Origin of the sequence: Bacteroides sp. AM54-2NS, from assembly GCF_003602935.1 — a bacterium.
Lineage (GTDB): Bacteria > Bacteroidota > Bacteroidia > Bacteroidales > Bacteroidaceae > Bacteroides > Bacteroides xylanisolvens.
In genome coordinates this window covers 104,787-128,261 of the sequence record NZ_QTMZ01000002.1, presented here as the reverse complement: position 1 = coordinate 128,261, position 23,475 = coordinate 104,787, and the positions used below count along the sequence as shown (strand labels likewise).

At 39.8% G+C, this 23,475-nt stretch carries 33 protein-coding genes, 5 tRNA genes and 2 pseudogenes; 9 read left to right on the top strand and 31 right to left on the bottom strand.

Features of this window, described 5'->3' with window-relative positions:
* Nucleotides 1-10: 10 nt before the first annotated feature.
* From DXA05_RS01590 to DXA05_RS01520, 19 genes and pseudogenes are all read right to left on the bottom strand, one after another.
* Nucleotides 11-232 (bottom strand): hypothetical protein, encoded by a 222-nt coding sequence (locus tag DXA05_RS01590; protein WP_117512283.1) that lies wholly within the window; start codon nucleotides 230-232, stop codon nucleotides 11-13.
* A complete protein-coding gene (locus DXA05_RS28280; protein ID WP_004318823.1) occupies nucleotides 189-605 on the bottom strand; it encodes a hypothetical protein in 417 nt (138 codons plus the stop codon). The genes DXA05_RS01590 and DXA05_RS28280 overlap by 44 nt, the downstream gene beginning before the upstream one ends.
* Before the next feature lie 579 nt (nucleotides 606-1,184).
* Nucleotides 1,185-1,544, bottom strand: a complete 360-nt coding sequence (locus DXA05_RS26855; RefSeq protein ID WP_284515356.1) for a DUF6291 domain-containing protein — start codon at nucleotides 1,542-1,544, stop codon at nucleotides 1,185-1,187.
* 35 nt (nucleotides 1,545-1,579) lie between these two features.
* Nucleotides 1,580-2,044 carry a recombination protein NinG gene (locus tag DXA05_RS01575; protein ID WP_004300212.1) on the bottom strand — a complete coding sequence of 155 codons (465 nt, stop codon included), beginning with the start codon at nucleotides 2,042-2,044 and terminating at the stop codon, nucleotides 1,580-1,582.
* Nucleotides 2,045-2,049: 5 nt separating this feature from the next.
* Nucleotides 2,050-3,207 (bottom strand): DEAD/DEAH box helicase, encoded by a 1,158-nt coding sequence (locus tag DXA05_RS01570; protein WP_008999323.1) that lies wholly within the window; start codon nucleotides 3,205-3,207, stop codon nucleotides 2,050-2,052.
* A complete protein-coding gene (locus DXA05_RS01565) occupies nucleotides 3,204-3,554 on the bottom strand; it encodes an HNH endonuclease (protein WP_229070380.1) in 351 nt (116 codons plus the stop codon). Before DXA05_RS01565 ends, DXA05_RS01570 begins: the two co-directional genes overlap by 4 nt.
* A gap of 12 nt (nucleotides 3,555-3,566) precedes the next feature.
* A complete protein-coding gene (locus tag DXA05_RS01560) occupies nucleotides 3,567-4,127 on the bottom strand; it encodes a hypothetical protein (RefSeq protein ID WP_284515355.1) in 561 nt (186 codons plus the stop codon).
* 30 nt (nucleotides 4,128-4,157) lie between these two features.
* On the bottom strand, nucleotides 4,158-4,610 hold the full coding sequence (locus DXA05_RS01555; RefSeq protein ID WP_004300208.1) for a hypothetical protein: 453 nt from the start codon (nucleotides 4,608-4,610) through the stop codon (nucleotides 4,158-4,160).
* A gap of 6 nt (nucleotides 4,611-4,616) precedes the next feature.
* The gene (locus tag DXA05_RS01550) at nucleotides 4,617-5,066 is read right to left on the bottom strand and encodes a single-stranded DNA-binding protein (RefSeq protein WP_004300206.1); all 450 of its coding nucleotides are present in this window, start codon (nucleotides 5,064-5,066) and stop codon (nucleotides 4,617-4,619) included.
* Nucleotides 5,063-5,976, bottom strand: a pseudogene (locus DXA05_RS01545) (hypothetical protein). The gene DXA05_RS01550 and the pseudogene DXA05_RS01545 overlap by 4 nt, the downstream one beginning before the upstream one ends.
* 5 nt (nucleotides 5,977-5,981) lie before the next feature.
* On the bottom strand, nucleotides 5,982-6,239 hold the full coding sequence (locus DXA05_RS26845) for a hypothetical protein (RefSeq protein ID WP_284515352.1): 258 nt from the start codon (nucleotides 6,237-6,239) through the stop codon (nucleotides 5,982-5,984).
* Between the two features lie 47 nt (nucleotides 6,240-6,286).
* Nucleotides 6,287-6,763 (bottom strand): hypothetical protein, encoded by a 477-nt coding sequence (locus DXA05_RS26840; protein ID WP_284515351.1) that lies wholly within the window; start codon nucleotides 6,761-6,763, stop codon nucleotides 6,287-6,289.
* A gap of 227 nt (nucleotides 6,764-6,990) precedes the next feature.
* Nucleotides 6,991-7,073 (bottom strand) — tRNA-OTHER (locus DXA05_RS26370).
* A gap of 101 nt (nucleotides 7,074-7,174) precedes the next feature.
* Nucleotides 7,175-7,241 (bottom strand) — tRNA-OTHER (locus DXA05_RS26365).
* Nucleotides 7,242-7,468: 227 nt separating this feature from the next.
* A tRNA-OTHER gene (locus tag DXA05_RS26360) sits at nucleotides 7,469-7,566 on the bottom strand.
* 96 nt (nucleotides 7,567-7,662) lie between these two features.
* Nucleotides 7,663-7,733: transfer RNA gene (locus tag DXA05_RS01535), tRNA-OTHER, on the bottom strand.
* A gap of 62 nt (nucleotides 7,734-7,795) precedes the next feature.
* On the bottom strand, nucleotides 7,796-7,987 hold the full coding sequence (locus tag DXA05_RS01530; protein WP_128858681.1) for a hypothetical protein: 192 nt from the start codon (nucleotides 7,985-7,987) through the stop codon (nucleotides 7,796-7,798).
* Entirely contained in the window at nucleotides 7,984-8,247 is a 264-nt protein-coding gene (locus tag DXA05_RS01525; protein ID WP_128858680.1) for a hypothetical protein, read from the bottom strand. Before DXA05_RS01525 ends, DXA05_RS01530 begins: the two co-directional genes overlap by 4 nt.
* A gap of 13 nt (nucleotides 8,248-8,260) precedes the next feature.
* Entirely contained in the window at nucleotides 8,261-8,455 is a 195-nt protein-coding gene (locus DXA05_RS01520) for a hypothetical protein (protein ID WP_008775948.1), read from the bottom strand.
* Between the two features lie 109 nt (nucleotides 8,456-8,564).
* On the opposite strand from DXA05_RS01520, the gene DXA05_RS01515 reads away from it, so the two are divergent.
* Nucleotides 8,565-8,918, top strand: coding sequence for a hypothetical protein (locus DXA05_RS01515; protein WP_032851135.1), 354 nt, complete (start codon nucleotides 8,565-8,567; stop codon nucleotides 8,916-8,918).
* A gap of 194 nt (nucleotides 8,919-9,112) precedes the next feature.
* On the opposite strand, the gene DXA05_RS01505 is transcribed toward DXA05_RS01515, so the two are convergent.
* The 7 genes from DXA05_RS01505 to DXA05_RS01485 all read right to left on the bottom strand — a co-directional run bounded on the left by DXA05_RS01505 (nucleotide 9,113) and on the right by DXA05_RS01485 (nucleotide 11,996).
* Nucleotides 9,113-9,340, bottom strand: a complete 228-nt coding sequence (locus DXA05_RS01505; RefSeq protein ID WP_009039402.1) for a hypothetical protein — start codon at nucleotides 9,338-9,340, stop codon at nucleotides 9,113-9,115.
* A complete protein-coding gene (locus DXA05_RS01500; protein ID WP_128858679.1) occupies nucleotides 9,340-10,149 on the bottom strand; it encodes an SPFH domain-containing protein in 810 nt (269 codons plus the stop codon). The genes DXA05_RS01505 and DXA05_RS01500 overlap by 1 nt, the downstream gene beginning before the upstream one ends.
* Nucleotides 10,150-10,547: 398 nt before the next feature.
* Nucleotides 10,548-10,757 carry a hypothetical protein gene (locus DXA05_RS01495; protein WP_032856102.1) on the bottom strand — a complete coding sequence of 70 codons (210 nt, stop codon included), beginning with the start codon at nucleotides 10,755-10,757 and terminating at the stop codon, nucleotides 10,548-10,550.
* Nucleotides 10,741-11,001, bottom strand: a complete 261-nt coding sequence (locus DXA05_RS26355) for a hypothetical protein (protein ID WP_032856101.1) — start codon at nucleotides 10,999-11,001, stop codon at nucleotides 10,741-10,743. The genes DXA05_RS01495 and DXA05_RS26355 overlap by 17 nt, the downstream gene beginning before the upstream one ends.
* Before the next feature lie 27 nt (nucleotides 11,002-11,028).
* Nucleotides 11,029-11,161: transfer RNA gene (locus DXA05_RS26350), tRNA-OTHER, on the bottom strand.
* 274 nt (nucleotides 11,162-11,435) lie between these two features.
* A complete protein-coding gene (locus DXA05_RS01490) occupies nucleotides 11,436-11,672 on the bottom strand; it encodes a hypothetical protein (protein WP_008775951.1) in 237 nt (78 codons plus the stop codon).
* A gap of 15 nt (nucleotides 11,673-11,687) precedes the next feature.
* Entirely contained in the window at nucleotides 11,688-11,996 is a 309-nt protein-coding gene (locus DXA05_RS01485; protein WP_009039399.1) for a hypothetical protein, read from the bottom strand.
* A gap of 94 nt (nucleotides 11,997-12,090) precedes the next feature.
* Between DXA05_RS01485 and DXA05_RS26835 the strand changes: the two genes are divergently transcribed.
* From DXA05_RS26835 to DXA05_RS01460, 5 genes are all read left to right on the top strand, one after another.
* Nucleotides 12,091-12,543 carry an XRE family transcriptional regulator gene (locus tag DXA05_RS26835; RefSeq protein ID WP_284515350.1) on the top strand — a complete coding sequence of 151 codons (453 nt, stop codon included), beginning with the start codon at nucleotides 12,091-12,093 and terminating at the stop codon, nucleotides 12,541-12,543.
* Nucleotides 12,544-12,563: 20 nt separating this feature from the next.
* Nucleotides 12,564-13,220: a hypothetical protein gene (locus DXA05_RS01475; protein WP_128858678.1), complete on the top strand. Its 657-nt coding sequence runs from the start codon at nucleotides 12,564-12,566 to the stop codon at nucleotides 13,218-13,220.
* A 144-nt stretch (nucleotides 13,221-13,364) separates the two neighbouring features.
* Nucleotides 13,365-13,943, top strand: coding sequence for a hypothetical protein (locus tag DXA05_RS01470; RefSeq protein WP_117512277.1), 579 nt, complete (start codon nucleotides 13,365-13,367; stop codon nucleotides 13,941-13,943).
* A 3-nt stretch (nucleotides 13,944-13,946) separates the two neighbouring features.
* The gene (locus DXA05_RS01465; RefSeq protein ID WP_117512276.1) at nucleotides 13,947-14,753 is read left to right on the top strand and encodes a hypothetical protein; all 807 of its coding nucleotides are present in this window, start codon (nucleotides 13,947-13,949) and stop codon (nucleotides 14,751-14,753) included.
* 64 nt (nucleotides 14,754-14,817) lie between these two features.
* On the top strand, nucleotides 14,818-15,162 hold the full coding sequence (locus DXA05_RS01460; RefSeq protein ID WP_117512275.1) for a hypothetical protein: 345 nt from the start codon (nucleotides 14,818-14,820) through the stop codon (nucleotides 15,160-15,162).
* On the opposite strand, the gene DXA05_RS01455 is transcribed toward DXA05_RS01460, so the two are convergent.
* Nucleotides 15,159-15,341 (bottom strand): hypothetical protein, encoded by a 183-nt coding sequence (locus tag DXA05_RS01455; RefSeq protein WP_117512274.1) that lies wholly within the window; start codon nucleotides 15,339-15,341, stop codon nucleotides 15,159-15,161. The two genes, DXA05_RS01460 and DXA05_RS01455, sit on opposite strands and share 4 nt — an antisense overlap.
* Nucleotides 15,342-15,655: 314 nt before the next feature.
* Here DXA05_RS01455 and DXA05_RS01450 point away from each other — a divergent pair, with 314 nt between their 5' ends.
* Nucleotides 15,656-15,868 (top strand): hypothetical protein, encoded by a 213-nt coding sequence (locus tag DXA05_RS01450; protein WP_004314093.1) that lies wholly within the window; start codon nucleotides 15,656-15,658, stop codon nucleotides 15,866-15,868.
* A gap of 35 nt (nucleotides 15,869-15,903) precedes the next feature.
* Here the strand turns inward: DXA05_RS01450 and DXA05_RS01445 are convergent, their stop codons facing one another.
* The 4 genes from DXA05_RS01445 to gnd form a co-directional block, all read right to left on the bottom strand.
* Entirely contained in the window at nucleotides 15,904-16,854 is a 951-nt protein-coding gene (locus DXA05_RS01445; RefSeq protein ID WP_087318372.1) for a Dyp-type peroxidase, read from the bottom strand.
* 44 nt (nucleotides 16,855-16,898) lie between these two features.
* Complete coding sequence (gene pgl, locus DXA05_RS01440; RefSeq protein WP_162613611.1) at nucleotides 16,899-17,624, bottom strand: 6-phosphogluconolactonase; 726 nt, start codon at nucleotides 17,622-17,624, stop codon at nucleotides 16,899-16,901.
* Nucleotides 17,621-19,117, bottom strand: a complete 1,497-nt coding sequence (gene zwf / locus DXA05_RS01435; RefSeq protein ID WP_004314090.1) for a glucose-6-phosphate dehydrogenase — start codon at nucleotides 19,115-19,117, stop codon at nucleotides 17,621-17,623. Before zwf ends, pgl begins: the two co-directional genes overlap by 4 nt.
* A 351-nt stretch (nucleotides 19,118-19,468) precedes the next feature.
* Nucleotides 19,469-20,944, bottom strand: a complete 1,476-nt coding sequence (gene gnd, locus DXA05_RS01430; RefSeq protein WP_008022076.1) for a decarboxylating NADP(+)-dependent phosphogluconate dehydrogenase — start codon at nucleotides 20,942-20,944, stop codon at nucleotides 19,469-19,471.
* 43 nt (nucleotides 20,945-20,987) lie between these two features.
* Here gnd and DXA05_RS01425 point away from each other — a divergent pair.
* A pseudogene (locus DXA05_RS01425) lies at nucleotides 20,988-22,160 on the top strand (cation:dicarboxylase symporter family transporter).
* Between the two features lie 155 nt (nucleotides 22,161-22,315).
* Nucleotides 22,316-23,386: a GDP-mannose 4,6-dehydratase gene (gene gmd, locus DXA05_RS01420; protein WP_128858677.1), complete on the top strand. Its 1,071-nt coding sequence runs from the start codon at nucleotides 22,316-22,318 to the stop codon at nucleotides 23,384-23,386.
* The last annotated feature ends 89 nt before the right edge of the window (nucleotides 23,387-23,475 follow it).

The following is a 23,475-nucleotide window of genomic DNA, read 5'->3' as shown; positions in this document are numbered from 1 at the left end:
AACGCCATTTTCATGCGGGCTTATTACGTATTTGAATGAAGCCACGTTTTTCCGTTTCCCGAAGCAATTCCATATCTTCCTCACGGATATAACAATCCGTTTCACCATTAACAGTTGTGTGATTAGGAATACCAAAACGCTCCCGTATTCTTCTTTTCACTTCAGGAATATCTTCAAGTTTGATATGCCTAGTGTTCCAGTAAATTGTCACCTTCTGCTTCTTGTTTACCATATTCTCTTTTGTTTAGATAAGAGATTATTTCATTTGAGAGACTTAACGCTTTAGCAGCTTCTTCATCTCCTTGCTCAACTCTAAGTTTGAGTTCGTTCCGGTATTCTTCATACGACAAGCCACTTGTATAGCCCACTTCCTCCGACAAATTCTCTTTATGAAAATTCCATGACTGATTATCAGCAACAGCACAACGTTCTTTATTGTATTCACGAAGCCAACTCATGATGACCTGACCATCAATTCTATTATAGATATTGCCATATTTCATTTTCATTGCGTTCTTGAAACACAGTTTAAAATCATCAGTTTTCATATATGGATATTCTTCAATGATTAAATCTACTGTAGTAGCGACTTGTGTAGCCGACATTGGATTACCGACATTGAAAAACTCCAAGGCATCAGCTATCAATATGACCAACACTGCTCTGGCTTGCGGCTCACCAAACTTTCTTATAATAGTGCCAATAGAAGGTTCATCACTTTGAAATACATCTTCAACCTTCTTGGGGCATAGAGCTTTGCAATAGTTTTTCGGCGAGGTCCGTAAGACTGCTAACCGATTCTCTTCTTGTGGCCGCAGTATCAGTTCGTTTTCCATTGTAATTTCCTTCTAAAATTTTAGTAAAATTCGCAGACTTGAATATCCAGTCAAAAGTGCACCTCCAATTTTTATCGTTTTGTCCAAGCAAGAAAGGACTGTCTAAAACCAATTGGAACACATCGAATACAGCTTGCTTTCCGTATTGTGCGACACGTGCTTTAATAGCTTTCTTTCGTTTTGCATCTATGGACTTTATAGCAGGAAGTTTACCTTTAAACGTGGAATTAAAATAATCCATTAGCCCACCCCAATCAATCTTTTCCTCGGGGAACAAAGAAAGCTCGTCTTTCTTTGATTCTCCTTTAGGAGAAGTTTCTTTCTTTTTTAAATGAGAATCATTATCATCTACATAATCATTATCATATTCATTATCATTATCGGGTTTGTGGGTTCTTTTGGGTTTCCAAATAACCCAGTGGGTTTTGTGGGTTCTTTGGGTTCTTTTGGGTTTTCACTTTTCGGACGTCCCCCCTTAGAACCATTGCTCTTATTCCTTTCCACAATAGACATATACTTTTCAGTATCCCTGTCTATATCTATCTTTATAAAGTTGAAAGCAATATTTGCCATAGGTTTCAACCCCCGAAGATTTCCCGTTGTCGCATACTCAATTATGCTTTCGTAAATCTCCAGCCTGACATCATCCGGCAAATCCTTGATTGCTTCTCTCCACCCTTTATAAAAGATGAATGAATTTCTTTCCATATTTTAAGGGATTATACTCCGATTAGTAATAAAACTCACAGACCTTTTGCTTCCTTCAGTTTTTTCGCTTCTTCCTTGTAATGAGTAATCAGCTTTTCTAATTGAAAGTCACTAAATTGCTTAGTAACATTTTTCTTGGCTTCCAGGATCAGCACATTTCGTTCACCATACTTGGCAACTAGACGTCTGCGATAATCCTGAATATTTCCTTCCATGAAGCGGTTACAATGTGAACATTGAGCATTGCAGTTCATTTCATCAAAGCGAGTACTCATGTGTTGGCGGTTGATGTAATGACCGCAATCTGCTTTATTGAAAGGCTTTATTTTACCACATGAAATACACTGAAAATATCCATTAGGCATCGTATCACGATAACGGATGAATAAACTAAATATTCTGTCTAGTTTATCGACAAGATCAGGTTTCTTCTTGACCTTAACACCTTCTACCTCGAAAAGAGGCTTTTTCTTTTCTTTCTTCTTGTAATTTCTCCACATGATAATTAAAATACTACATTGGTTAATTGACGGCCACGACTCATTATACACCATTTTCCCTTTTCAGGCTGTTCTATGCGTAACTCTTCAACACGCCCAAAACGCCGGAAATTCCCACTCAAATCAACAACCCAACCCTCTTTACCTTGGCAGGGACGAATAACACGACCGACCATTTGATAATAGAGGGAAAGGGATTTGGTTGGACGTGCAAGAACAATCGTATCAAGCTCCGGGTAATCGAATCCGGTTGTAAGTACTCCGACATTAGCAACAACTTTTATTCTTCCATCTTTAAAACCTTTCAGAATTCGTGCCCTTTCCTCCTTTGGAGTAGAACCGCTAACGATCGCACAATTAGGAATTTCGGAAGCCAGTTTTTCAGCTTCACGAATAAACCTCGTGAATATTAAAATACCTTTGCGTGGTATGCCCGATTTGGGGTTCAACAGACGTTTTGTCCATCCAACTATATCTTTGTATATGTCCACACGTTCAAACTCTTGCAGAAGACTTTTTTCATCGTAATCTGCACCAGTAGAATTAGTCCTGACTCTACTTAAATCCAACTTTGTAATATCATAGTATTTCAAACTTGCGAGAAATCCTTTAGCAAGCAGTTCACTCACCTGACAGTGATAAATAACATCAGTGAAAACCTTTGGCCGGGTACGAGTTATAAATTTAAGCATAGCACCACCTCTTCCTGAACATAATCTGTAAGGAGTCGCTGTCAGCCCAATAACTTTCCTTTGCTCATCTTCAAAGAATTCCTTATACATTCCTTTCTCCGGATTCACTAAATGACATTCATCAATCAGAACGTGCTTGAAATGTTTGAAGAAACTCATGTGTTTCATCACACTACCAATCATAGCAAACGTAATACGATTGATATCCTTTCTTCCGGCAGAAGCTGAATAAACTCCACAATCGAATATGCCGTATGATTGAAGTTTCGCAAAATTTTGTTCGAGTATTTCCTTGCTAGGCTGGAACACTATCAGCGGCCCGTCTATCCGTGCAGCTATATTGGCAATGACAAGGGACTTCCCGGCACCAGTGGGAAGAACTATCACGTAGTTTTTCTTTTCCTTGGATTTAAAAACGCTGACCGCTGCATCACTAGCACTTTTTTGGTAGTCTCTTAACTGGTATGTCATAATTTGATGTGATATTTATGAACTTTCGAATGACAGTCACCACAAAGGGTAACGAGACAATCAAGATGTTCAAGCTCATGACCAACGATTGATTTTCCGTTAACCCTGTATGTTTTGTGGTGAATCTCTAAATTAAAGTCTTTACCGCACATCTGGCATTTATGTCCGTCCCTAATACGAACTTTACGCTTGGCTTCTTCCCAATCTGGATTATTCACAAGCCGCTTCACATAGTTGGACTTCCTGCCTTTTTTGTGCTGCAATCTACTCATCGTCTTCCGGTTCTTCTTCAGGAAGTTTATCAGACAGGTCTTCTTCGAACTTGTCCCCATAATCTTCTGTATCATCAATAGGACGTTCTACTTCAGGATATTCAATACCAAACAAATCAAGCATCGCTTTCTGTTTCGATCTTCCTGTGCCCAAAGAGAACGTTTGTCCCAATCAGGAATTTTTTCAGCTTTCACAAGCTTAAACTCACCGTTCACCCATGAATAATACAGGAAATATCCATCAAGAGCAAACCGGATCGTATTCTTACTTGAAAGATGATACTCCCTCGTCCCCTTTTTGACCTCGGCAGCCAGGTCTTTAATTTCAGTCTTAATAGAAGCTAACCTGTCTTGTGCATCACTCTTAATTTTCTTTGCACGTTCAATGGCTTCCAACAGTTCACGTTCGCGTTTGGGGACCTCATTCTCTTGCTTGATGCAATACTCTTCACGAATTTCGGAAATCTCAAATTCATCCAGTAAACGTTGTGTCACCTCACTTTCAGGGAATGTAGCATTGAAATGCTCATTCACCAACTTTATCAATTCATCTACATTCGTAGAACCCTGAAATAAAACAGGGGGAAATTTTTCCCGAATAGAATCGGAAACTACAAACTCGATTGTCTCGGGTTCGTAGTTTCTCAAATTTGCAATCATAAATTATAAAAGGATTAATTAGTACCGGTTTTGGTACTCATGAATAAAATCTAAGTAATGCTGGTCTTCAGGCAATGGAAGTGTAATACCAAACTCGGTGGCCGCATCTATTTTCACGCTTTCCATGAAATTATGCATCTCTAAAGTATTAAGTTTACTTGTTCCTCGCACAATAGTTTCCACCTTACCATTCACATGAACCTGTTTCACAAGAAACTTCTTACAATACAAGTCATGTATATCCTGAACTCCAGCAGCAGTGCTCCAATACTCTTCACCTGTGTATTCACGCAAACAGGCACCAATACACTGAAACCATTTCCACATGAGAGCATTTTGATTTAATGTTCTCGGCTGTGTTTTTTTCTTAATGGTTACAGTGTATTCTCCATTACGAAGTGTGCTGCACATGAACTCGAAAGACTTATCCATTTGGATTTTGCCATCTTTCTTCGTCAATGTTGCTTCCATAACCTATCAGAATGGCAAATCGTCCTTGGTCGGTGGTGGCGGTGGCGGGCACTCATTCACCGCACTTCGAGTCTGATTATTGGTGTGTTCCGGAAGAGGTGGCGGTGGTGGCGCTTGTTGAGGCTTAACAGAAAGCATCTCCATATTATCAACAAAAAGTTCTGTAATATACCGTTTAATTCCTCTGCTATCATCATAACTCCGAGTTCTTATCTTTCCTTCCAGATACAACTTGTCTCCCTTATGGACATACTTCTCAACAACATCGGCAAGACCACGCCAAACAACAATATTATGCCATTCAGTTCTTTCAGGAACCTGTGTTCCATTGGCAAGGGTATAACCTTTTTCAGTGGTGGCAAAGGAGAAAGTGGCCACTTTAGAACCAGCTTCCAAAATTCTAATATCGGGGTCTTTGCCAACATGCCCGATAAGCATCAATTTATTTAAACTCATGATTTATCCTCCCTTATTGTTACACGGATACTATCAGCTTTAGGAACTGTTTTGATATACTTAGAATATAATTCCGGATAGTCAGCCTGAAACTTTTTAGTATCAAAATTGTCACTCGTAGAAGCGGGTGTATAACTAACTCGCAATCTTCCGGCATCCCATGACTTGACACCATTCTCACGCATAGCAGTTTTCAATTTTGCCTTATAATCTTTCTGAATCTTGGTTAGATCTGCAAGTTCTTCCTCAATCCCGATTATAGTATTTACAAGCTGCATTGGAATAAGTAACTTGTCATCATCAGGGCAGGAACGGGAAGATTGGATAGATATTGCTCACCCTTCTTCTCGCATTCCATTAACTTCTTGACTTCTTTATCAGACTTACGACTAATTTCAACAAATTCATGTTTATTACCACGCAACCAAGTGCTAAACAATTTATCAACTTTGAGTAATGGATTTTGAAGTTCAAAGAAATAAGCATAGATTGACAACTGCCAACTTAAATACTCCTTATCAAGATGAAGGGTAGTTTTGATGTCAACAAGACTAATTCTACCGGCTTTCTCCCAAACACAATCTATATTCGATGCAAAGTATTCGTTATCAGAAACGGTATATTCATTGGCAAGCGCCTTATATCCGGCATTTACCCTCATTCTGATATAATTCTCTGCTTCAATACTTTCAGGAGGTAAGCCTGTTACATCAGCAAACTGGCATTGAGCATGAATAAGGCTACCCTTCTCTGCAGCTCTCTTCAATACAAAATCGGGGACATCTTTATATTTGTCAGGGAACAACTGCCGGCTAATCATACCGGTTATACCTTGCAACTGTTTTTCACCGAGCATATAAGTGTGGTTTTCCTCATTGAAAACCACACTGGATTTCACTAATTCTATCATTATTATCAATTTCTAGGAGGATACGTTTTCTGCATGTCAATAGTTATGTTTCTGAACTCCTTATTATTGTGAAGTTCGGGATGTTCAGCCCAAACTCTCTCAAGCTCTTCGCGGCTTTTAACACCAGTCATTTGTTTAATTGCACGATCCAGGTCTACACCAGTATATACTTTGCCCGAAGCGTTTGAAGCAGAAACATTGGGAGCATATACTTTTTCCTTTGTATTACCATAAGCAAAACGAACGCGGTTTTTATTGTCCACAATAACAAGTAAAATAATCTCCTTTTGCTCGTTATAACCAATCTCTTTTACACTGAATTTGGTGTATAGAGCAGGAGAACCTGTTTTGCTCTGATATATTTCATTTTTCTCAAGTGGAATCCAAATGAAAGGACCCGTATAAAGTTCACGCCCAATTCCCCAGTTAAATCCTGCACGTTTAAAGGCGTCCGAAGCCTGCCCTTTCTCTTTTTCTGTGCTAGATTCTGTCCCAACATCCTGTTACTCACCCATTCCTTCTTTTCATTATCCCAAATGGACAACGTACAGAATAGATTCCCATTAACGACATCATGGTGCCGTTTCCAGTTCATTTCTCCGAACACTTCATCAAGTATTCTCATGTCTACTCGAGCATCCTTGTATAATAGCAAGGAGCAGCCCGAACCGTCCGGTTTCATAGTACCAACCCTACATTCAATTTCAGAAGCTAGAAGCGGTCTGATAGAATTTTTCTTCTTCTCTTCATTCTGAACCGTTGATACAGTGTTTTTTCTCGCTGTCATAATTCTAATTTAATGGTTTGACTTTTAGTTTATTACATCAGTAAAGGTAATCGTTATTGACAAGTTTAGCAAACAGAAACTTCGCCTTTTTAACGCCATTTTCAGGTAGTAAAAACTGCCTGTACAATATCGTACAGCAAAAAATAAGAATAATCCAATGTACCTTATGGAACGGCTACGCTTGAAGGGTGTACGGCTCCCTGATTTATACATAATGTAAATGCTAGTGGACGGAACCGGAGTCGAACCGGTCTCACGGAATATTGGTGCACCTCACCGCAGTTTCAACCAACGATATACATATCCGCCCGATTAATTAAAAAGGTGCACTATCTTCACAGACCATACACCCCAATCACAAACACAAAACAAAACTCATGAACTACTATAATTTAATTAGGATCAGAAGGGTGAATGGCGTGGGGATCGAACCCACATCACGCATATCTGCGTATGCTGCCAATTACACCAGCCATCCGTTTCAAGTGAACTATTCTCACGAACCATTCACTTAGAACACAAACACAAAATAAAACACGACATTAACTATTAAATAGCACTCTCACGAGCTTCTTGCTTCCGGATAGCCGTTCAAAGCACACCGGAATAGTATAGAACAATTAAAACTCAAATAACAGGGGCTTTAACCCTACAGCGTCCTTTTCGCTGGCAACATTAGTTAAACATAAAAAGAAAAATTCTCTGTGAAGGAACCCGGACTCGAACCGGGATGACAGATTACCTATGTATGACTTTCTTCAATCTATCTGCATACTTGCGTCTACCAATTCCGCCATTCCTTCAGGTCGTAGCCAGACGCTTCCGGCTACATTGATTGAATTGTTATTGATACAAACATAATTTTCCCCCTCACGGGTTACTTAACTCTGATTGAGTTGAGCCGGGAAACGGATTCGAACCGCTGACCTCATGTAGAAACATGCGCTCTAACCAACTGGGCTATCCCGGCAGATGCCCGGCGAACCGGGCTAAATAAACATGACAAATACTAAAATTAAGCAATGCAGACCTTCACAGGCTATCTTTATTTTGTTTCCTATCTTCGTAGTATCGAAAACAGATATAATTCACTGATACGACAGTCACCAATACAAAAGCAGCAATAAATTCTTTCTTGCTAACTTCAATGCTATCTATAAGATACAGTGTTGTCCATAAGGCAATGAACATCATGACATACTGTATCACTTTAATCTTTTTCATTTCTTCCGTTTTTTAGATTTAACTTTCCTTCCCGCACATCGGCAATGAAGTAATACTTGAGCAGCATTACAATGCCACTTGCCGTTTTGGACATTAGTGGGCTTATCACTTTCAATCTTACCCGCTTCTATAAGATTCATCAATTTCTTTTCCCCACCCACATAATACGCAGACTTATCTTTTCCAAACGTTTCTGTAGAAAACAGACGGAGAATATTATCTAGCAATATTTCAGCCATTTCACCTCTAATAGTTTCCATAAGCTTTAATTACTTACTCAACTCGCGTGACCGTGACAATACCGCTGTTCCTATCAGACTTAATACCCCATTTTTTATCAGGCTCCTTCTCCTTTAACCTGTAAGAAGTCAGATTCAAAAGATACGCCCTTTTGGAAATGGGAAAGTCTTTTTTGTCATCAATCTCCATTTCACGGAGAATGCACATAATACTCTTTTCTTTTTCCATACTGATTAATTTTAAAATAAAAGCTCCCCCGAACCAATTCGATCGGCAGCATCACGCTTTATTCGGAGGATTTACTTAACTTTGGGGTGTATAATCAAAATTAAGTAATATGAGAGCTGAATTTTACAAAAAACATGCAGAAGATATACTTTCTAACCTTGAAAGCATACGAGCAACATTTAAAGAATTGGTTGATTCTAACAAGATAGCGCCCAAAAGCTATAAAGATAGTACTCCAGGAACAAATGATGTATATTCATGCAAATTCAAAGAAGTACAAGATGATTTCATCAATCTTGTACATGCTTTTGACCAAGAAATGCCATTTTACAAAAAAATGATGTCAGAACCTCGACCTCGATTTGATTCAGGTTTTTTAGATCATTATTACAATGATGATTGCAACAAGCTCAAATCACTCATAGAAAAATTCATTCATTATCTCTCTTTTTATCTCGATTAAACCCGACTTTACAATCTGAATAATCCCGAAAAGCTTTCTGTATCATAGCAGGAAGCTTTTCGGCTACTACTTTAGCTGATTTTATCGGCATATTCTCTACACTTAATGAGAATGTGGCATCTTCCAAATTCTCATTCCTATCGTTTTTAATTGTTACTTGAATCATAAATATGTTGATTAATTAATGTGGCTACTCAATGAGTAAGATAGTCCAATAACCGTTCCCAATCAGACTCATCGCCTGACCCACATTCATCTTTGAAATGGGTGACACACCACAATCGGATGCGCCACTCTTTCAAAGGTGCGTTAATTACAAAAGAGACTGCTTTTTGGTAATCTCCATCGGGTTGTATTTTCTTAACAACTCGCATCTTAATCATTCGGATTAAGTATTTACGGATAAACTTGGGTAATTTCATTATTGAGTTATTTTCAGAAAATCAGGAGCAATACCATAGAGCGGTGTTTTTCCATCCCATTTATCAATAAACTGCTTATACAGGATTTCTTTAGTCAACCCTTTCGATGTAATAAGAGCCTGTTCCGTTTTCAATCGTTCCAATTCATTTTGTTTCTTCTGCTCTTCAATTTTCTGATCGAGAACAGATATATTGGTATTTACTTCATTGCGACTATCAATCTTATCACGAACAGCTCTTGAAAACTCCAACTGTGCAGAAAAAGTAAGTAATTGTAATCCTCGTTTATCAAACTCTTTATCTACTATTTGCTCCAGTCTCTTTTCAAAAACTAACGAACCACCATCCGCCATCAGGCTATCAGTCTTATGTTTTCGGCTTTCCTCCTTAATAAGGTCATAAATACGAGGTTCCAAGATATTATCTTCCAACGATTGCATAAAGCCATCCTTTCCTGATGGAGTATCGGCTTTATCAATATGCTTGTTGTCAAATACAATATCAATAGCCCTATTCTTCATCACCTTATAGGAATAAGTCGGACGTGCTGTAAACTCCGTATTGTCAGCAGCCTTTAATGTTACTGGCTCTGCGAATTCTCCACGTTGGTCAAACAAAGGAACTTGAAATAGCTCCGTACCCCATTCCCATGTAGATACTTTGCCCGAAACTACCTTAAAATCATCTTTCCCCTGTTTACCGTAATTCTCCATGAGCACACCGGCATAATTAGGAGCAACTCTTTCACACGATGCAAATAAAATAATGGCAATCAATGCCAAAAACAGATAATCAATCTTTCTTCTCATTTTTCAGTGCTTTTATTAATTTATATGTGACAAAAAATATCGTGAACAAGATTACACCCACACCTATCCACGCATTTACATGATTAAATATTCTATTTCCAACAAATAGACCGATGATGAACATCACAATTAGAGTTATGTAATTCTTCATAATAATACGCTTAATATTAATTGATTAATAAATTTCCCCCGTTCCAAGATTATTCGCTAATAAAAAAGGAACGGGGGATTTTCTTATTTTTGTAGAACCAACTTAAAAAATAAGAAAATGAACAAATTTATTGAGATTACCGAAAACGGTAAACGCATCCTTATCAATCTAGGATGTGTTATTAAAATTGAGGACCATAGAAAACAGTGTATCCTACATTTCATTGATGGAACACCGCCATTAACAATCACTCTTGCTTATGAGAGTTTGAAGTCGATTCTTCAGGATCCCAATCATTCAATCTATGGGTAATTCGCTTAATGGGAATGCCAAAGAAAGTTATCACCTTGTAGCTTTCAAATACTTTCACGCAATCCCTGATAGGTTTCCCTCTTCCCCTATTGATGTCGCCTATCTCTCGAAAGGCGACATCTTTAATTTCAATTATTGCTTTCATATCTCTTTTTTATTGCATCCAACTTATCTGAAAATGCTTGTAAGGCATTCATTAATATCCGGAACATTCCGTATGTAAATAGAGCACTTACCGCACCGAGAACAAATGAAGCTGTTCTTTCTTCAAAATCACTCAACGTAAATGTTGTAATAAAAAAGTAACACGAAGAAACAATAGAAGCGAGTAACATAAGCACCGCTCCTAATATTATCCCAACTATTACAAACTGGAAAAACCTTGTCATAACTCTATATTCTTTAATTAAACATTGAAGCGATGGGCGGATTCGAACCGCGACCTCTGCTTGTGGTGCTCTTCCGTTAAGCTAAGAGTATTTCTTGAGAGACTCGAACTCTCAACCATCCACCACACACAGCGCTCTAACCTGCCTGAGCTACATCACCTTTATATACATAAAGCAAATACCTCGATTTGCCGACAAACGTCTAACTGATTTAGTTTTACAACGATACGGCTTGACCATTAACCACAGCATTATATCGTTGAGAAGCCCGCCTACGTCAGTAATCCCTTTCGGCACGTGTCGGCTTCCAAAACACCATTTTACCAATATGTCAAAGAACTCTTCTCTGTTGTTCCCAGTCTCCCTTCAAGGGCAGGCTCAAAGACCGGACTGGGTACCGGATAACCGGCGGTTTGGTTTGACTTTAGTGAGGGTTAGAGAATACTTTGGTTGTTCTTCAAAACTATATCCATTAAGTTTCTTTGCGATTCAATAAATTTCTTCAAATCATCACATTGGGAAACTTTCTCTCTATAAAATCCACGTTCTGATTCTAAATCTCGTTTGAGTTTTTCATTTTCACCTCTCAAAGAGTTGATCAACGCGTCTCGTTCTTCAATCACAGCTTCATATTTGTCTCGCTGTATTTCTAGTTCGGTTCTTTTATCCATTGTTGTATAATTTGATTAATCTCCGACGTAATGTGCACCGTAATGAGTACTATTTGGGTTGTAGTAAGCGGAAGCGGGTATATTAAGATTATTGTACCCCTCATGCCTTGTAGCTTTAGCCGCTTTACTCATTACCTCGTTTCTTTCTGATAAGAATTTATCCGTTCTTGCTTTCATGGCTTCCTGTGAGAAATTTTCTTGAAGTTTAGCAAGTCTCCAAGTAGCTTTCAGAACCTCTCCAAAAGTTTTTCCCTGCTTCTTGCCTGAATATTTATAGGTTCTATGAGCATTTCTCATTATTTCGGATAAATCAAATCTTTTCATGTCTGTCACATTTATTGAGTTTCACATTTGTTTTATCAATCATTTTTTATACTTTTGGAGTATTGATTGATTGATGATGCAAATATATTCTCGTTTGAGAGAATATGCAAATTTAAAACTTAAATTATTCTCTCATTTGAGAGAATTTAACTTTTACAAACTGCATATGATTACAAGAATTAAAGACATTATTGCATACTACGGACTTAGTACAAGAGCATTTGCAATGAAATGTGGATTAAAAGACAACACATTCTCCAACCAATTAAATGGAATGAGAGAACTTAGTTTGACTACAGTCAATGCTATATTATTCTCAAATGAAGAAATATCCGCAGAATGGCTGTTAAGAGGAAAAGGCTCCATGCTTCTTCAAAAAGAAGAAACAGAACCAGGAATGGACAAATTGAAAAGTATTGTATATACCATAGCCAATCTACAAGATGAGATTAACGAAAAGACAATGCTCACTCAACGTCTTTTGGAAGAAAACCAAAAATTAAAAGGTGAACTGGCTATGTTGAAGAATGAAAGAAATATTGGATAATCTAAAATTTATATACACTAATGAAAACATTATTATTTATCGTTGTATCAGCTACTATGTTATTAAGTGGATGCAAATCTAAAGAAGAAAAAGCTAATGAATTAATTAAGGACGACATGTTTAAAGTCCTATATGATTTTGCCAGCTATGAACCTATTGAAACCAATATAGACAGTGCTTTTACATCTGTATATACAGATTCAATCATTACAAGACATGCCTATTTCATTAAAATAGCTATTGAAAAAGCAGATGAATATCTAGATGAAATGAAAGACGCACGAAAAACCATGGAGATTTGGAGTGATGGCTATTCTTCATATAGTAACTCTAGATATTATGAAGCTAAAAATAAATTCAATGAAAATCTGGAAAAAGCCAAAGCATGTACTAATATGGTTACATTACATTCAGACAGTATAAAAGACAGAGCTAACTTTATAAAAAAAGAATTTTGTGGTTGGAAAGCAACACATAAATTTAGATGTAAAACTAAAGGAGGTAGCCCAGACATAGGAAATTATGAATATATATTTGATAAGGATTTCAAGGAAATTATTAATAAAGAAGATTTAGATGATAAAGATTACACTAAAATCAAAGAACTTATTAATGAAGTACTAGAAAGCAAAAAAGAAAGTGATGAAACTGATTCTAAAAACAATAATGAAATATAAGCTTAGAACTGTTGCAGGAGAAAAGAAATATTGGATATGCCATGAAAAGAATATATCATATTATAGTATTCAGAACAACATTTTAAGTATGCACCAAATTGAAACAGTAGAGCCTATTAGCTAACACTATAACTTAATTCAAATATGGCAAAAATAAAACAAGATAGAGAGCTTTTAAAAATTATAGACGACTATAAAACTTTCATTAATGCAGAAAAGAGAATTAATGCGCCAATCATTGTTTCTGAACCTAAAGGAAATCATGGCACATCTCTTTATACTAAAAAGCATCTTCATTCAGAGTTTCACTTTGGAAATACATTTATGACTTGTGAAGTACGAAATGGAGATAAAACAGATTGTTCTTTCCAGATAGTTTCGGATAAATTCAAAAAAGGAGTCGTTATCCGCTACGATAGTGGTGGAGGTACTCATAAAAACGAAGTTCCGTTTATACCTTTAGCCAAGCAAAGTGTTACAACTCCCCATTTTCACAAATATGATGATAATGGATATTTTTTAGCCTATAAAACAGACTTATTGAATAATCCCAAACAAGCTGAACATTTATTTGACATTGACTTTGGTTTTCCTTACTTTTGCCAAGAAAGTGTAATCTACACTAATGATGAGCATGAATTACCTGAAATACAAGTATTTCGAGAAGGCTATCTTCCTTTCGAAAGAGAAGACAAAGACCCACTTGAAGGAATAAATTTTTAAGAGATGGAAAAACTTATTGAATATATCATCAAATCCTACAATTCTTTATGGAAAATAAAGAAACATGGAAATACTTTTGAGATCATAACACCGATAGCAACAACAAGTAATATTTTTGTTTCCGTCTTTTTAACTCGAAGAGGAGATGATTTTATTGTTACTGATGGTGGTTGGATAGACAGTGGTATGTATGAATGTGATGCTCATTCTGATGATATATACTATTTCAAACTATTTCAGTACTATTTAGAAGATTATGAAATAGATATTTTAGAACATGCTGGCTATCATTACTATTACAAAAAAATAGAGAAAGCAGAGCTAGTACCAAATATAGTATACGACTTGTCCAGTTTCATTAACGCCGTAGTTAGTGCATCTTTTATCTCTTTTGAAGAGAAAAAGGAAAAAGAACAGATTGGTAGATTTAAAAGGAATGCCACAAATTTCATACATAACCTTGTAGATAAGGAACACTTAAAAACCAATTATTCTATACATGAAGGACTAGCAATTAAATTCAATGCTGTTGTTCTTCGAAATAATAGAATGACGCTTATTAATTACGTTACAGGTTCTAATGATACAAATTTCATATTAAGTTTAGGACGTTCTAATTTGAATTATGATGCAGTAGATGCACATGCCATCAATAGCCGCATCAATCATAAAATAACTCTAATAGATGATACTACAAAATCTATTCAATCTCCTAAAATTGCTCCTTACTTAAAGTCTATTGAAACCAAATCAGGACGTACGTATTTAAAATGGCATGAAAAATCCCATTTAAAAGAATTAGTGGAATAAATTACGCTTTATAAATAAAATATGATTCTTAAACAATGATACAAACTAGAAGTAAACACTATATATGGAACTTAAAGAATTCATAAAAGATACAGTTACTCAAATAGCAGATGCAGTAACAGAGTTAAATGGAGGAACATCAAAATTTAACCTCGTAGTAAACCCGATAGTCTCCATTGGAGGTATAAACAAAGGTACATTACATATTGGAAGGCAAGAATGTGTACTTACCAATATAGAATTTAATCTATCACTCACAACATCTGAAAACAAAGGAAGTGATGCTAAAGTTGGTGTATTTGCAAGCGTAATAGGAGTAGGAGCATCCTCTAATGAAAATGCACAAAACGAGATTGTGAGTAAAATAAAATTCTCGCTTCCAATATTGTTACCTACAAAAGAAGTTTAACTAATCGAACCGTCTTTAATGTATCTATATATTGCATCAGCAAGGTAAGCATTTGCAGGCTTAGAACCTTTTACAACATAATCGACACAACGTTCCCTGAGATCTTGGTCTTTTTGAAGTTCTCTACGAACCTTACGCTCTCTCATCCATTTTTGGATGCTTCTAAAAAACATTTTCATAAACGCACTATTTTAGTTTGACAATGCGCAAATATAACATTTAAAATAATATAAAACATGAAACTCAAAAATCTTGATAGTACATAAAACATCAAATGGTCGAATTATGGTCGAACCATAAAAAAAAGCAGGACTATATAATTGATATACAGAATATACAACTAGATTTCCAAAAATGTGTCTAGTTTAGTTTTTGTGTTGATAGCTCCCTCGTCGGCGGACGAACTAGGGAGCTATTTTTATATATTACAGGAATATTATTGCACAAAATATACATATTTTCCATAACTTTGCAGCGATAAAGTCTCACACAAATGGAATATAGCGTAGAAGAACTAAAAAATGCATTAATTGAGAGATGCGAAAAAGAGGGTATTCTATATGCAACGGTGGCAATGGATAGACGTACCAAAGAGATGATTCTTCCTGATACTTTAGAAGGAGCCCTGAAACATCCGGAATACTTTGTATGTACCTGCAGGAGAGTGAAAGATCAATATATAGTGGAGGAGATTACCAAAGTGTAATCCTCCCCCAATCTTTTATTCTTATTTTTCTTTTTTTATTCGCCCAATTCTCCCAGCAAATCGTAGGAAGGAGCAAAGAAAAGCGTTCCTGTTACAGCTGTGCTGAAGTCAAGCAAACGATCGGTATTCCCTACCGGATTGCCGATGAACATACTTTCCAACATCTGCCGGGTCGTACTGAACGTACTTGCATAACCGATGAAGTATGTGCCATATTCTCCCTTAGACGTATTGGCAAACGGCATGTTGGCACGTACAATTTTCAGGTCATCACCAATATTAGTGACGGCATTATGCGCATTTTGAGGTTTCTCCTCGTCAGACAGCTCGACATCGTTAAACTTACGACGACCGATCACTTTCTCCTGTTCTTCCACAGGCAGAGCGTTCCATGCAACCATATCGTGAATGTACTTCTGTACAAAAACATAACTTCCTCCTGCAAAATCAGCATCCTCCTCTCCTACCACCGCAAAATGATAAGGATTCTCATCAACTGCCGGGTTCTCTGTTCCGTCTACAAAGCCGATAATAGCCTTGCCGTCCATATATCTGAAACCGTGAGTTTCATCGACAGGTTCAACTACGCCCTGGAGCTTCTCGTCAATGATGGAAGCAAACTCAAAACACAACCCCATCTGTTTTGCACGGATATGAAACAAGATGTCGCCCGGAGTAGAGACTGCCGTGTGCTTTCCGCCTTTGATCTCTTCAAAAGTGTTCAGTTCTTTCGGCTTTCCCTTTTCCGGGAAAAGACGGCTCCAAGCATCGGCGCCAAAGCCCATCGTACAACTGAACATCAGTTCGGGGAAACGATTACGCATGCTGCGAATCATGGCCGAGAAATTAGCACATACATCTTTTACTTTATCAAGAGTTTCGGGAGTATCTTTTAGAGTATAAACAATAAAAATGACATTTTCACCTTGTTTCCCGGCTACGTCCTGCGGGATATTACCTCCAAATGAATTTTGATAAGGATTCATATTTTTCTTTTTTCTGTTAGTTTCGTCAACGAAACAATTCTAATTCATTTTTTATTACTATCGTCAATATATGCGGCAGCCGCTTTATCCACAAATAGCTCTACATTCTGCGCGTGATGAGCTATATAGGCTGCGGGACCAGTGTCTCCCGAATTACAGATTTCTTCTACTACGTCGACTTTATTTTTTCCGGTAATCAGGAAAATGACATAGCGGGCATTCTGAATGGGGTATCCCGTCATTGCGATGCGCTTCTGCCCGTTACGGGGATGGGCGCTGACTACATAAATAGAGTTTGAAGTCAGCAAATCTTCTTGTCCGGGAAAGATGGAAGACGTGTGTCCGTCGTCTCCGGCCCCCAACAGTACAATATCAAATTCGGGCCAGCCACGCTTTTGCGGCACTTGCTGCCGGACTAACTCCGAATAGCGAACCGCTTCTTTCGCAGGCTTCGCCTCTCCACGAATACGGAATACATTTTCATACAAAATAGGAGTCAAACCCAAAAGAAGGTTGCGCATCATTCCGTAATTACTGTCCGAATCATCGGGAGGCACACAACGTTCATCCACCCAATAAATCCGCATACGATCCCACGGGGTAATATCCATGTATTCATTCGCCCATAAATCGAACATCAGAGCAGGTGTGTTGCCACCGCTGACTGCGATATTGAACACTCTGTCCGGCTCTTCATTCATGATTTCCACCAAGCGGAGTATCAATGCTCGTGAAGTTTCAATAGATGAAGGAAAAACTGATAGTTTCATAATTCACAATATTGATCTGTATTCGTCAAATTCTTACAAGGATTCGTCCAGTCGGCCCCATGTTCGTGCATCATCGCTTCGCTTTCCAAAGGTCCCCACGTACCTGCGGGATAACCGTAAAGAGGTGCGTCGGGGTTGTCTTTCCAATAACGGAGTACCGGATCGAAAAATTTCCATGAGGCTTCTACTGCGTCACTTCGAGTAAATAAAGTCGGATCACCCTGGATGCAGTCGTCTATCAGACGGGCATAAGCGTCGCCACTGGGTACGCCGCCCAACTGCGCATAACTGAAATCCATCGTCACCTGACGCACTTCAAAACCTGCGCCGGGGACTTTCATTCCGATTTTGAGCACTATTCCTTCATTCGGTTGCAAACGAAGAATCAATTTATTAGCCCGCGGACAGTTGCCACCGGCACAATGAAACATCTGATGAGGTGTCTCACGGAAATGAACGACGATTTCCGTTACTTTCGTCGGCATTTGTTTACCTGTACGAATGTAGAACGGAACGCCACTCCAGCGCCAGTTGCTAATGCCCAGTTTCATGGCAATATAAGTATCCGTGCGCGAATCGGGAGCCACTCCTTTTTCTTCACGGTATCCTTTTTTATTGCCGGAGGCTGTATATTGTCCACGAACGATATGTTCGTTCAAATCCACTTCATTCAACGGGGTGAGAGATTCGTAGACCTTCACCACTTCGTTACGGAAATTGTCGGCATTGAAAACAGCGGGCGGTTCCATAGCCGTAAGGGCTACGAGCTGAATCAGGTGATTTTGCACCATATCCCGCAGTGCACCTGCCGTTTCATAGAATCCGCCACGTTGTTCGATACCCAGATTTTCTACGGCTGTGATTTCTACGTAGTCGATATAGTTACGGTTCCAGAGAGGTTCGAAGATACCGTTGGCAAAACGGAAAGCCAGTACATTCTGGGCTGTTTCCTTACCGAGAAAATGGTCGATACGGTAAATTTGATGCTCATTGAAAACAGAAGCATACGTTTTATTCAGTTCACGTGCCGATTCGAGATCATAACCGAAAGGTTTCTCGACGATGATACGTGAATGGGGGGTGTTGAGTCCCGCAGCTTTCAGGTACAAGGGCACTACTCCGTACAATGACGGCGGAGTGGCTAGGTAGAACAGCAGGTTGTCCGGGTCTACCTCACCGGTCAAGTCGACCAGACGTTGGCGGAGTTGCGGGTAACCTTCTTCTTTTGCCGGGTCCATCGGTAAATAGTAGAGATGGGAGACAAACGAAGCCATCAGAGCTGTGTCCTGTTCTTCGGACTTTACGAACTGTTGCAGTTCTTCTAAGATATAGGAACGGTAGTTATCGTCAGAGTAGACCGTACGCCCGATACCCAATATAGAATACTCTCCGGTCAACCGCTTTTCACGGTAGAGGGAGTAAAGGGCGGGCATCAGCTTACGCTTGGTCAGATCACCCGACGCACCGAAAATTATCATTGCAAATTTATCCATTTTTCAAGAGTTGTTTTAATTTCTGTTTTGAGATGGTAAATGATAATTTTGCGGAGTGCCCTGAAAGGGCTTAATTATATAGCGTAGGGCAACGCCCTACGTAAAAACGACAATCTGAATTTGCGCCCTGAAAGGGCATAATTGTATACAGTTCCGCCCTTTCAGGGCTTGTGGCTGGTGTGTTTTTTTTCGTAGGGCGTTGCCCTACGCTATGTAATTAAGCCCTTTCAGGGCACCCCAATAAATATATAATTGTAAGGCTTTCAGCCTAACTGCAAAATTCCCATTTAACCGCTAAATTCCCATTTATCATTTCAAATTCCCATTTATCATTTCAAAACTGTTTTCTATTTAAACATTATATGTACCCGATTTCGTATCTCCTCCGTGACCTGTCCAGTTCTCGTGGAAGAACTGTCCACGCAACTCGTCTTTGCGCTCGAAAGTGTGCGCACCGAAATAATCGCGTTGTGCCTGCACAAGATTGGCGGGCAGATCGGCAGATGTGAGCGAATAGAAATAGTTCAGCGCAGAAGAGAAAGCAGGAACAGGAAGTTCTTCTTTCATGGCTTCCGCCACCAAGTTCTTCCATCCGGGAAGCAATGTTTTCATTTCTTCTTTAAAATAAGGAGCCAACAACAAGTGTTTAGGCTTGTCGGTGGCTTCGAAGGCGGCAGCAATGTCGTTCAGGAATATACTGCGGATGATGCATCCTCCACGCCACATACGGGCAATGGAAGCCAGGTCGAGATGCCAGTCGAAAGCGTCGGAAGCACGTTGCAATACGGCGAATCCCTGGGCATAAGAGACGAGTTTGGAAGCATAAAGAGCAGAAAATATATTCTTTACGAGTTCCACCTTATTATATATAGGTTGTGTATGTTGACACTGATATTGTCTGGAAGCCTGATGACGCAAGTCTTTCTGCGCAGAAAGGCTTCGTTCGAATACCGCCGTGGCGATCAATCCCAACGGCATGCCGAGTTCCATAGCGTTGATAACCGACCATTTGCCGGTTCCTTTCTGTCCGGCCGCATCCAAGATTTTATCAATCAGATACCCTCCGGATTTGTCTTTATGCCGCAGGATGTTGGCGGTGATTTCGATCAGGTAGCTGCGTAGTTTGCCTTCGTTCCAACGGGCAAAGACATCAGCCATTTCCTCATTGGTCAGATCCAGCAACTTTTTCATCACCCAATAGGCTTCGGCGATCAGCTGCATATCACCGTATTCGATACCGTTATGAATCATCTTCACAAAATGACCCGATCCGGCAGGGCCTACCCATTGGCAACAGGGAGTGCCGTCCGGTGCTTTTGCCGCAATGCTTTGAAGAATCGGTTTCACTTCCGGCCATGCTTGCTCCGAACCGCCGGGCATGATAGAAGCTCCATTCAAGGCTCCTTCTTCACCGCCGGACACTCCGCTACCAACAAAGAGAAATCCTTTCGACTCCGCCAGTTTGACGCGGCGGTTGGTATCTTCGTAATTGGAGTTACCACCATCAATAAGAATGTCTCCCGGTGAAAGCAACGGGAAAAGCTGGTCCATCAGTTCGTCAACCGGACTTCCGGCACGAACCATCATCATTATCTTACGGGGAATAGCTATCGAATCTACAAATGCTTTTATATCTGTGAATCCTTCGATGTTTTTACCTTTTGCACGACCATTCATAAAGCGATCTACCACTCCTTCCTCTACTCCGGGAACTGTACGGTTATATACCGATACATGCCACCCCTTACTCTCCATGTTTAAAGCAAGATTCTCGCCCATCACAGCCAAGCCGATAAGTCCGATATCTGTTTTATTCTGATTTGCCATAACTTATATATTTTGAATATTCTTTATCTTAGTAACAGTTGAAATGCACATTTGTTCGCAATATTTTAGATTAAAATATTATTTTTGTGGTCTACAAATAAAATCAAGGATGAAGAAGATCAAAATCGGTTTGTTGGCACGCATCGTAATCGCCATTATTTTGGGTATTGCCATCGGCACTTTTTTCCCGGCTCCGCTAGTGCGAATATTCGTTACTTTCAACGGCATTTTCAGCGAGTTTCTCAATTTCTCTATCCCGCTGATTATCGTCGGACTGGTAACGGTGGCTATTGCCGACATCGGAAAAGGTGCAGGAAAAATGCTGCTCGTGACGGCTCTGATTGCTTATTTCGCCACCCTGTTTTCGGGATTCCTCTCCTACTTCACAGGAGTCACCGTGTTTCCGTCACTCATCGAACCGGGAGCGCCGCTTGAAGAAGTGAGCGAAGCACAAGGAATCCTCCCCTACTTCTCCGTCTCCATCCCACCGTTGATGAACGTCATGACGGCCTTGGTATTAGCCTTCACCTTGGGCTTGGGACTGGCGTCACTGAACAGCGACGCATTGAAAAACGTGGCACGTGATTTTCAGGAAATTATCGTACGAATGATTAGCGCAGTCATTCTGCCTTTGCTGCCGCTTTATATCTTTGGCATATTCCTCAACATGACACATTCGGGACAAGTATATTCCATCCTGATGGTGTTTATTAAAATTATCGGAGTCATCTTTGCTCTTCATATCTTCCTGTTAGTTTTTCAGTATTCCATCGCGGCACTGTTTGTACATAAAAACCCGTTTAAATTACTTAGCAAAATGTTGCCGGCTTACTTCACGGCATTGGGCACACAGTCTTCGGCAGCCACCATCCTGTAACGCTGGAACAGACCAAAAAGAACGGTGTATCTGCCGAAGTGGCCGGTTTCGTGATTCCGCTCTGCGCCACCATTCATCTGTCGGGCAGCACACTGAAAATCGTAGCCTGCGCACTGGCATTGATGATGATGCAGGGAATACCGTTCGACTTCCCCTTGTTTGCCGGATTTATCTTCATGCTGGGCATCACAATGATAGCCGCTCCGGGGGTTCCGGGCGGAGCTATCATGGCCTCTCTGGGAATTCTGCAATCCATGCTCGGCTTCGACGAATCGGCACAGGCTTTGATGATCGCGCTTTACATCGCAATGGACAGTTTCGGCACAGCCTGCAACGTGACGGGCGACGGAGCTATCGCTTTGATTATCGACAAAATAATGGGGAAAAACCGTGCTGAATGACTGTGCTGAAAAATAATTGGGTAGTAGCTTGGCTGGCTCACAAAAAATGCCGACATTTGCACCCACATTTTCAATTATATTAAATAATAGCGTATGAAAAAAGCCCTAATTTCAGGCATCACCGGGCAGGATGGTTCTTATCTTGCCGAATTTCTATTGCAAAAAGGTTACGAAGTACACGGTATACTCCGTCGTTCTTCTTCGTTCAATACAGGACGTATTGAACATTTGTATTTTGACGAGTGGGTGCGCGACATGAAACAGAAACGTACGATCAATCTGCATTATGGGGATATGACAGATTCTAGTTCGTTAATTCGTATTATTCAACAGGTGCAACCGGATGAAATCTACAATCTCGCTGCTCAAAGCCACGTGAAGGTTTCATTCGACGTTCCGGAATACACGGCCGAAGCGGATGCTATCGGTACGTTGCGTATGCTCGAAGCGGTACGCATCCTGGGACTGGAAAAGAAAACCCGCATCTATCAGGCTTCTACTTCCGAATTGTTCGGTAAGGTGCAGGAAGTTCCACAAAAAGAGACAACTCCATTCTATCCCCGTTCTCCGTATGGGGTAGCCAAACAATATGGTTTCTGGATTACTAAAAACTACCGCGAAAGCTATGATATGTTTGCCGTAAACGGAATCTTGTTCAATCACGAGAGTGAACGCCGTGGCGAGACATTCGTTACCCGTAAAATTTCGCTTGCTGCCGCACGTATCGCACAGGGCGAACAGGACAAACTGTATCTGGGTAATCTGGACGCACGTCGCGACTGGGGATATGCCAAGGATTACATCGAATGTATGTGGCTGATCCTGCAACATGACGTTCCCGAAGATTTCGTAATTGCTACCGGAGAAATGCACACAGTGCGCGAATTCGCAACGCTGGCATTCAAGGAAGCAGGCATCGAACTTCGTTGGGAAGGTGAAGGCGTGAATGAGAAAGGTATCGACGTAGCTACCGGAAAGTCGTTGGTAGAGGTTGATCCTAAATATTTCCGTCCGTCAGAGGTGGAACAACTGCTGGGTGACCCGACTAAAGCAAAAACATTGTTAGGATGGGATCCATGCAAAACATCATTCGAAGAACTGGTAAGTATCATGGTTCGCCACGATATGGAAAAAGTGAAGCGGATGATTGCTACCAAACATTAAATGAATTTCATTTCACCACAGAGGACGCAGAGGACACAGAGGATTTTATTTTTTCCTCTGTGCCCTCCGTGTCCTCTGTGGTGAAAATA

Bases quoted from the DNA above. Each gene is read 5' to 3' on its own strand.
- DXA05_RS01590 (WP_117512283.1), bottom strand. From the start codon at position 232: ATGGTAAACAAGAAGCAGAAGGTGACAATTTACTGGAACACTAGGCAT.
- DXA05_RS28280 (WP_004318823.1), bottom strand. From the start codon at position 605: ATGTCGGCTACACAAGTCGCTACTACAGTAGATTTAATCATTGAAGAA.
- DXA05_RS26855 (WP_284515356.1), bottom strand. From the start codon at position 1,544: ATGGAAAGAAATTCATTCATCTTTTATAAAGGGTGGAGAGAAGCAATC.
- DXA05_RS01575 (WP_004300212.1), bottom strand. From the start codon at position 2,044: ATGTGGAGAAATTACAAGAAGAAAGAAAAGAAAAAGCCTCTTTTCGAG.
- DXA05_RS01570 (WP_008999323.1), bottom strand. From the start codon at position 3,207: ATGACATACCAGTTAAGAGACTACCAAAAAAGTGCTAGTGATGCAGCG.
- DXA05_RS01565 (WP_229070380.1), bottom strand. From the start codon at position 3,554: ATGATACAGAAGATTATGGGGACAAGTTCGAAGAAGACCTGTCTGATA.
- DXA05_RS01555 (WP_004300208.1), bottom strand. From the start codon at position 4,610: ATGGAAGCAACATTGACGAAGAAAGATGGCAAAATCCAAATGGATAAG.
- DXA05_RS01550 (WP_004300206.1), bottom strand. From the start codon at position 5,066: ATGAGTTTAAATAAATTGATGCTTATCGGGCATGTTGGCAAAGACCCC.
- DXA05_RS26840 (WP_284515351.1), bottom strand. From the start codon at position 6,763: ATGACAGCGAGAAAAAACACTGTATCAACGGTTCAGAATGAAGAGAAG.
- DXA05_RS01530 (WP_128858681.1), bottom strand. From the start codon at position 7,987: ATGAAAAAGATTAAAGTGATACAGTATGTCATGATGTTCATTGCCTTA.
- DXA05_RS01525 (WP_128858680.1), bottom strand. From the start codon at position 8,247: ATGGAAACTATTAGAGGTGAAATGGCTGAAATATTGCTAGATAATATT.
- DXA05_RS01520 (WP_008775948.1), bottom strand. From the start codon at position 8,455: ATGGAAAAAGAAAAGAGTATTATGTGCATTCTCCGTGAAATGGAGATT.
- DXA05_RS01515 (WP_032851135.1), top strand. From the start codon at position 8,565: ATGAGAGCTGAATTTTACAAAAAACATGCAGAAGATATACTTTCTAAC.
- DXA05_RS01505 (WP_009039402.1), bottom strand. From the start codon at position 9,340: ATGAAATTACCCAAGTTTATCCGTAAATACTTAATCCGAATGATTAAG.
- DXA05_RS01500 (WP_128858679.1), bottom strand. From the start codon at position 10,149: ATGAGAAGAAAGATTGATTATCTGTTTTTGGCATTGATTGCCATTATT.
- DXA05_RS01495 (WP_032856102.1), bottom strand. From the start codon at position 10,757: ATGAAAGCAATAATTGAAATTAAAGATGTCGCCTTTCGAGAGATAGGC.
- DXA05_RS26355 (WP_032856101.1), bottom strand. From the start codon at position 11,001: ATGACAAGGTTTTTCCAGTTTGTAATAGTTGGGATAATATTAGGAGCG.
- DXA05_RS01490 (WP_008775951.1), bottom strand. From the start codon at position 11,672: ATGGATAAAAGAACCGAACTAGAAATACAGCGAGACAAATATGAAGCT.
- DXA05_RS01485 (WP_009039399.1), bottom strand. From the start codon at position 11,996: ATGAAAAGATTTGATTTATCCGAAATAATGAGAAATGCTCATAGAACC.
- DXA05_RS01475 (WP_128858678.1), top strand. From the start codon at position 12,564: ATGAAAACATTATTATTTATCGTTGTATCAGCTACTATGTTATTAAGT.
- DXA05_RS01470 (WP_117512277.1), top strand. From the start codon at position 13,365: ATGGCAAAAATAAAACAAGATAGAGAGCTTTTAAAAATTATAGACGAC.
- DXA05_RS01465 (WP_117512276.1), top strand. From the start codon at position 13,947: ATGGAAAAACTTATTGAATATATCATCAAATCCTACAATTCTTTATGG.
- DXA05_RS01460 (WP_117512275.1), top strand. From the start codon at position 14,818: ATGGAACTTAAAGAATTCATAAAAGATACAGTTACTCAAATAGCAGAT.
- DXA05_RS01455 (WP_117512274.1), bottom strand. From the start codon at position 15,341: ATGAAAATGTTTTTTAGAAGCATCCAAAAATGGATGAGAGAGCGTAAG.
- DXA05_RS01450 (WP_004314093.1), top strand. From the start codon at position 15,656: ATGGAATATAGCGTAGAAGAACTAAAAAATGCATTAATTGAGAGATGC.
- DXA05_RS01445 (WP_087318372.1), bottom strand. From the start codon at position 16,854: ATGAATCCTTATCAAAATTCATTTGGAGGTAATATCCCGCAGGACGTA.
- pgl (WP_162613611.1), bottom strand. From the start codon at position 17,624: ATGAAACTATCAGTTTTTCCTTCATCTATTGAAACTTCACGAGCATTG.
- zwf (WP_004314090.1), bottom strand. From the start codon at position 19,117: ATGGATAAATTTGCAATGATAATTTTCGGTGCGTCGGGTGATCTGACC.
- gnd (WP_008022076.1), bottom strand. From the start codon at position 20,944: ATGGCAAATCAGAATAAAACAGATATCGGACTTATCGGCTTGGCTGTG.
- gmd (WP_128858677.1), top strand. From the start codon at position 22,316: ATGAAAAAAGCCCTAATTTCAGGCATCACCGGGCAGGATGGTTCTTAT.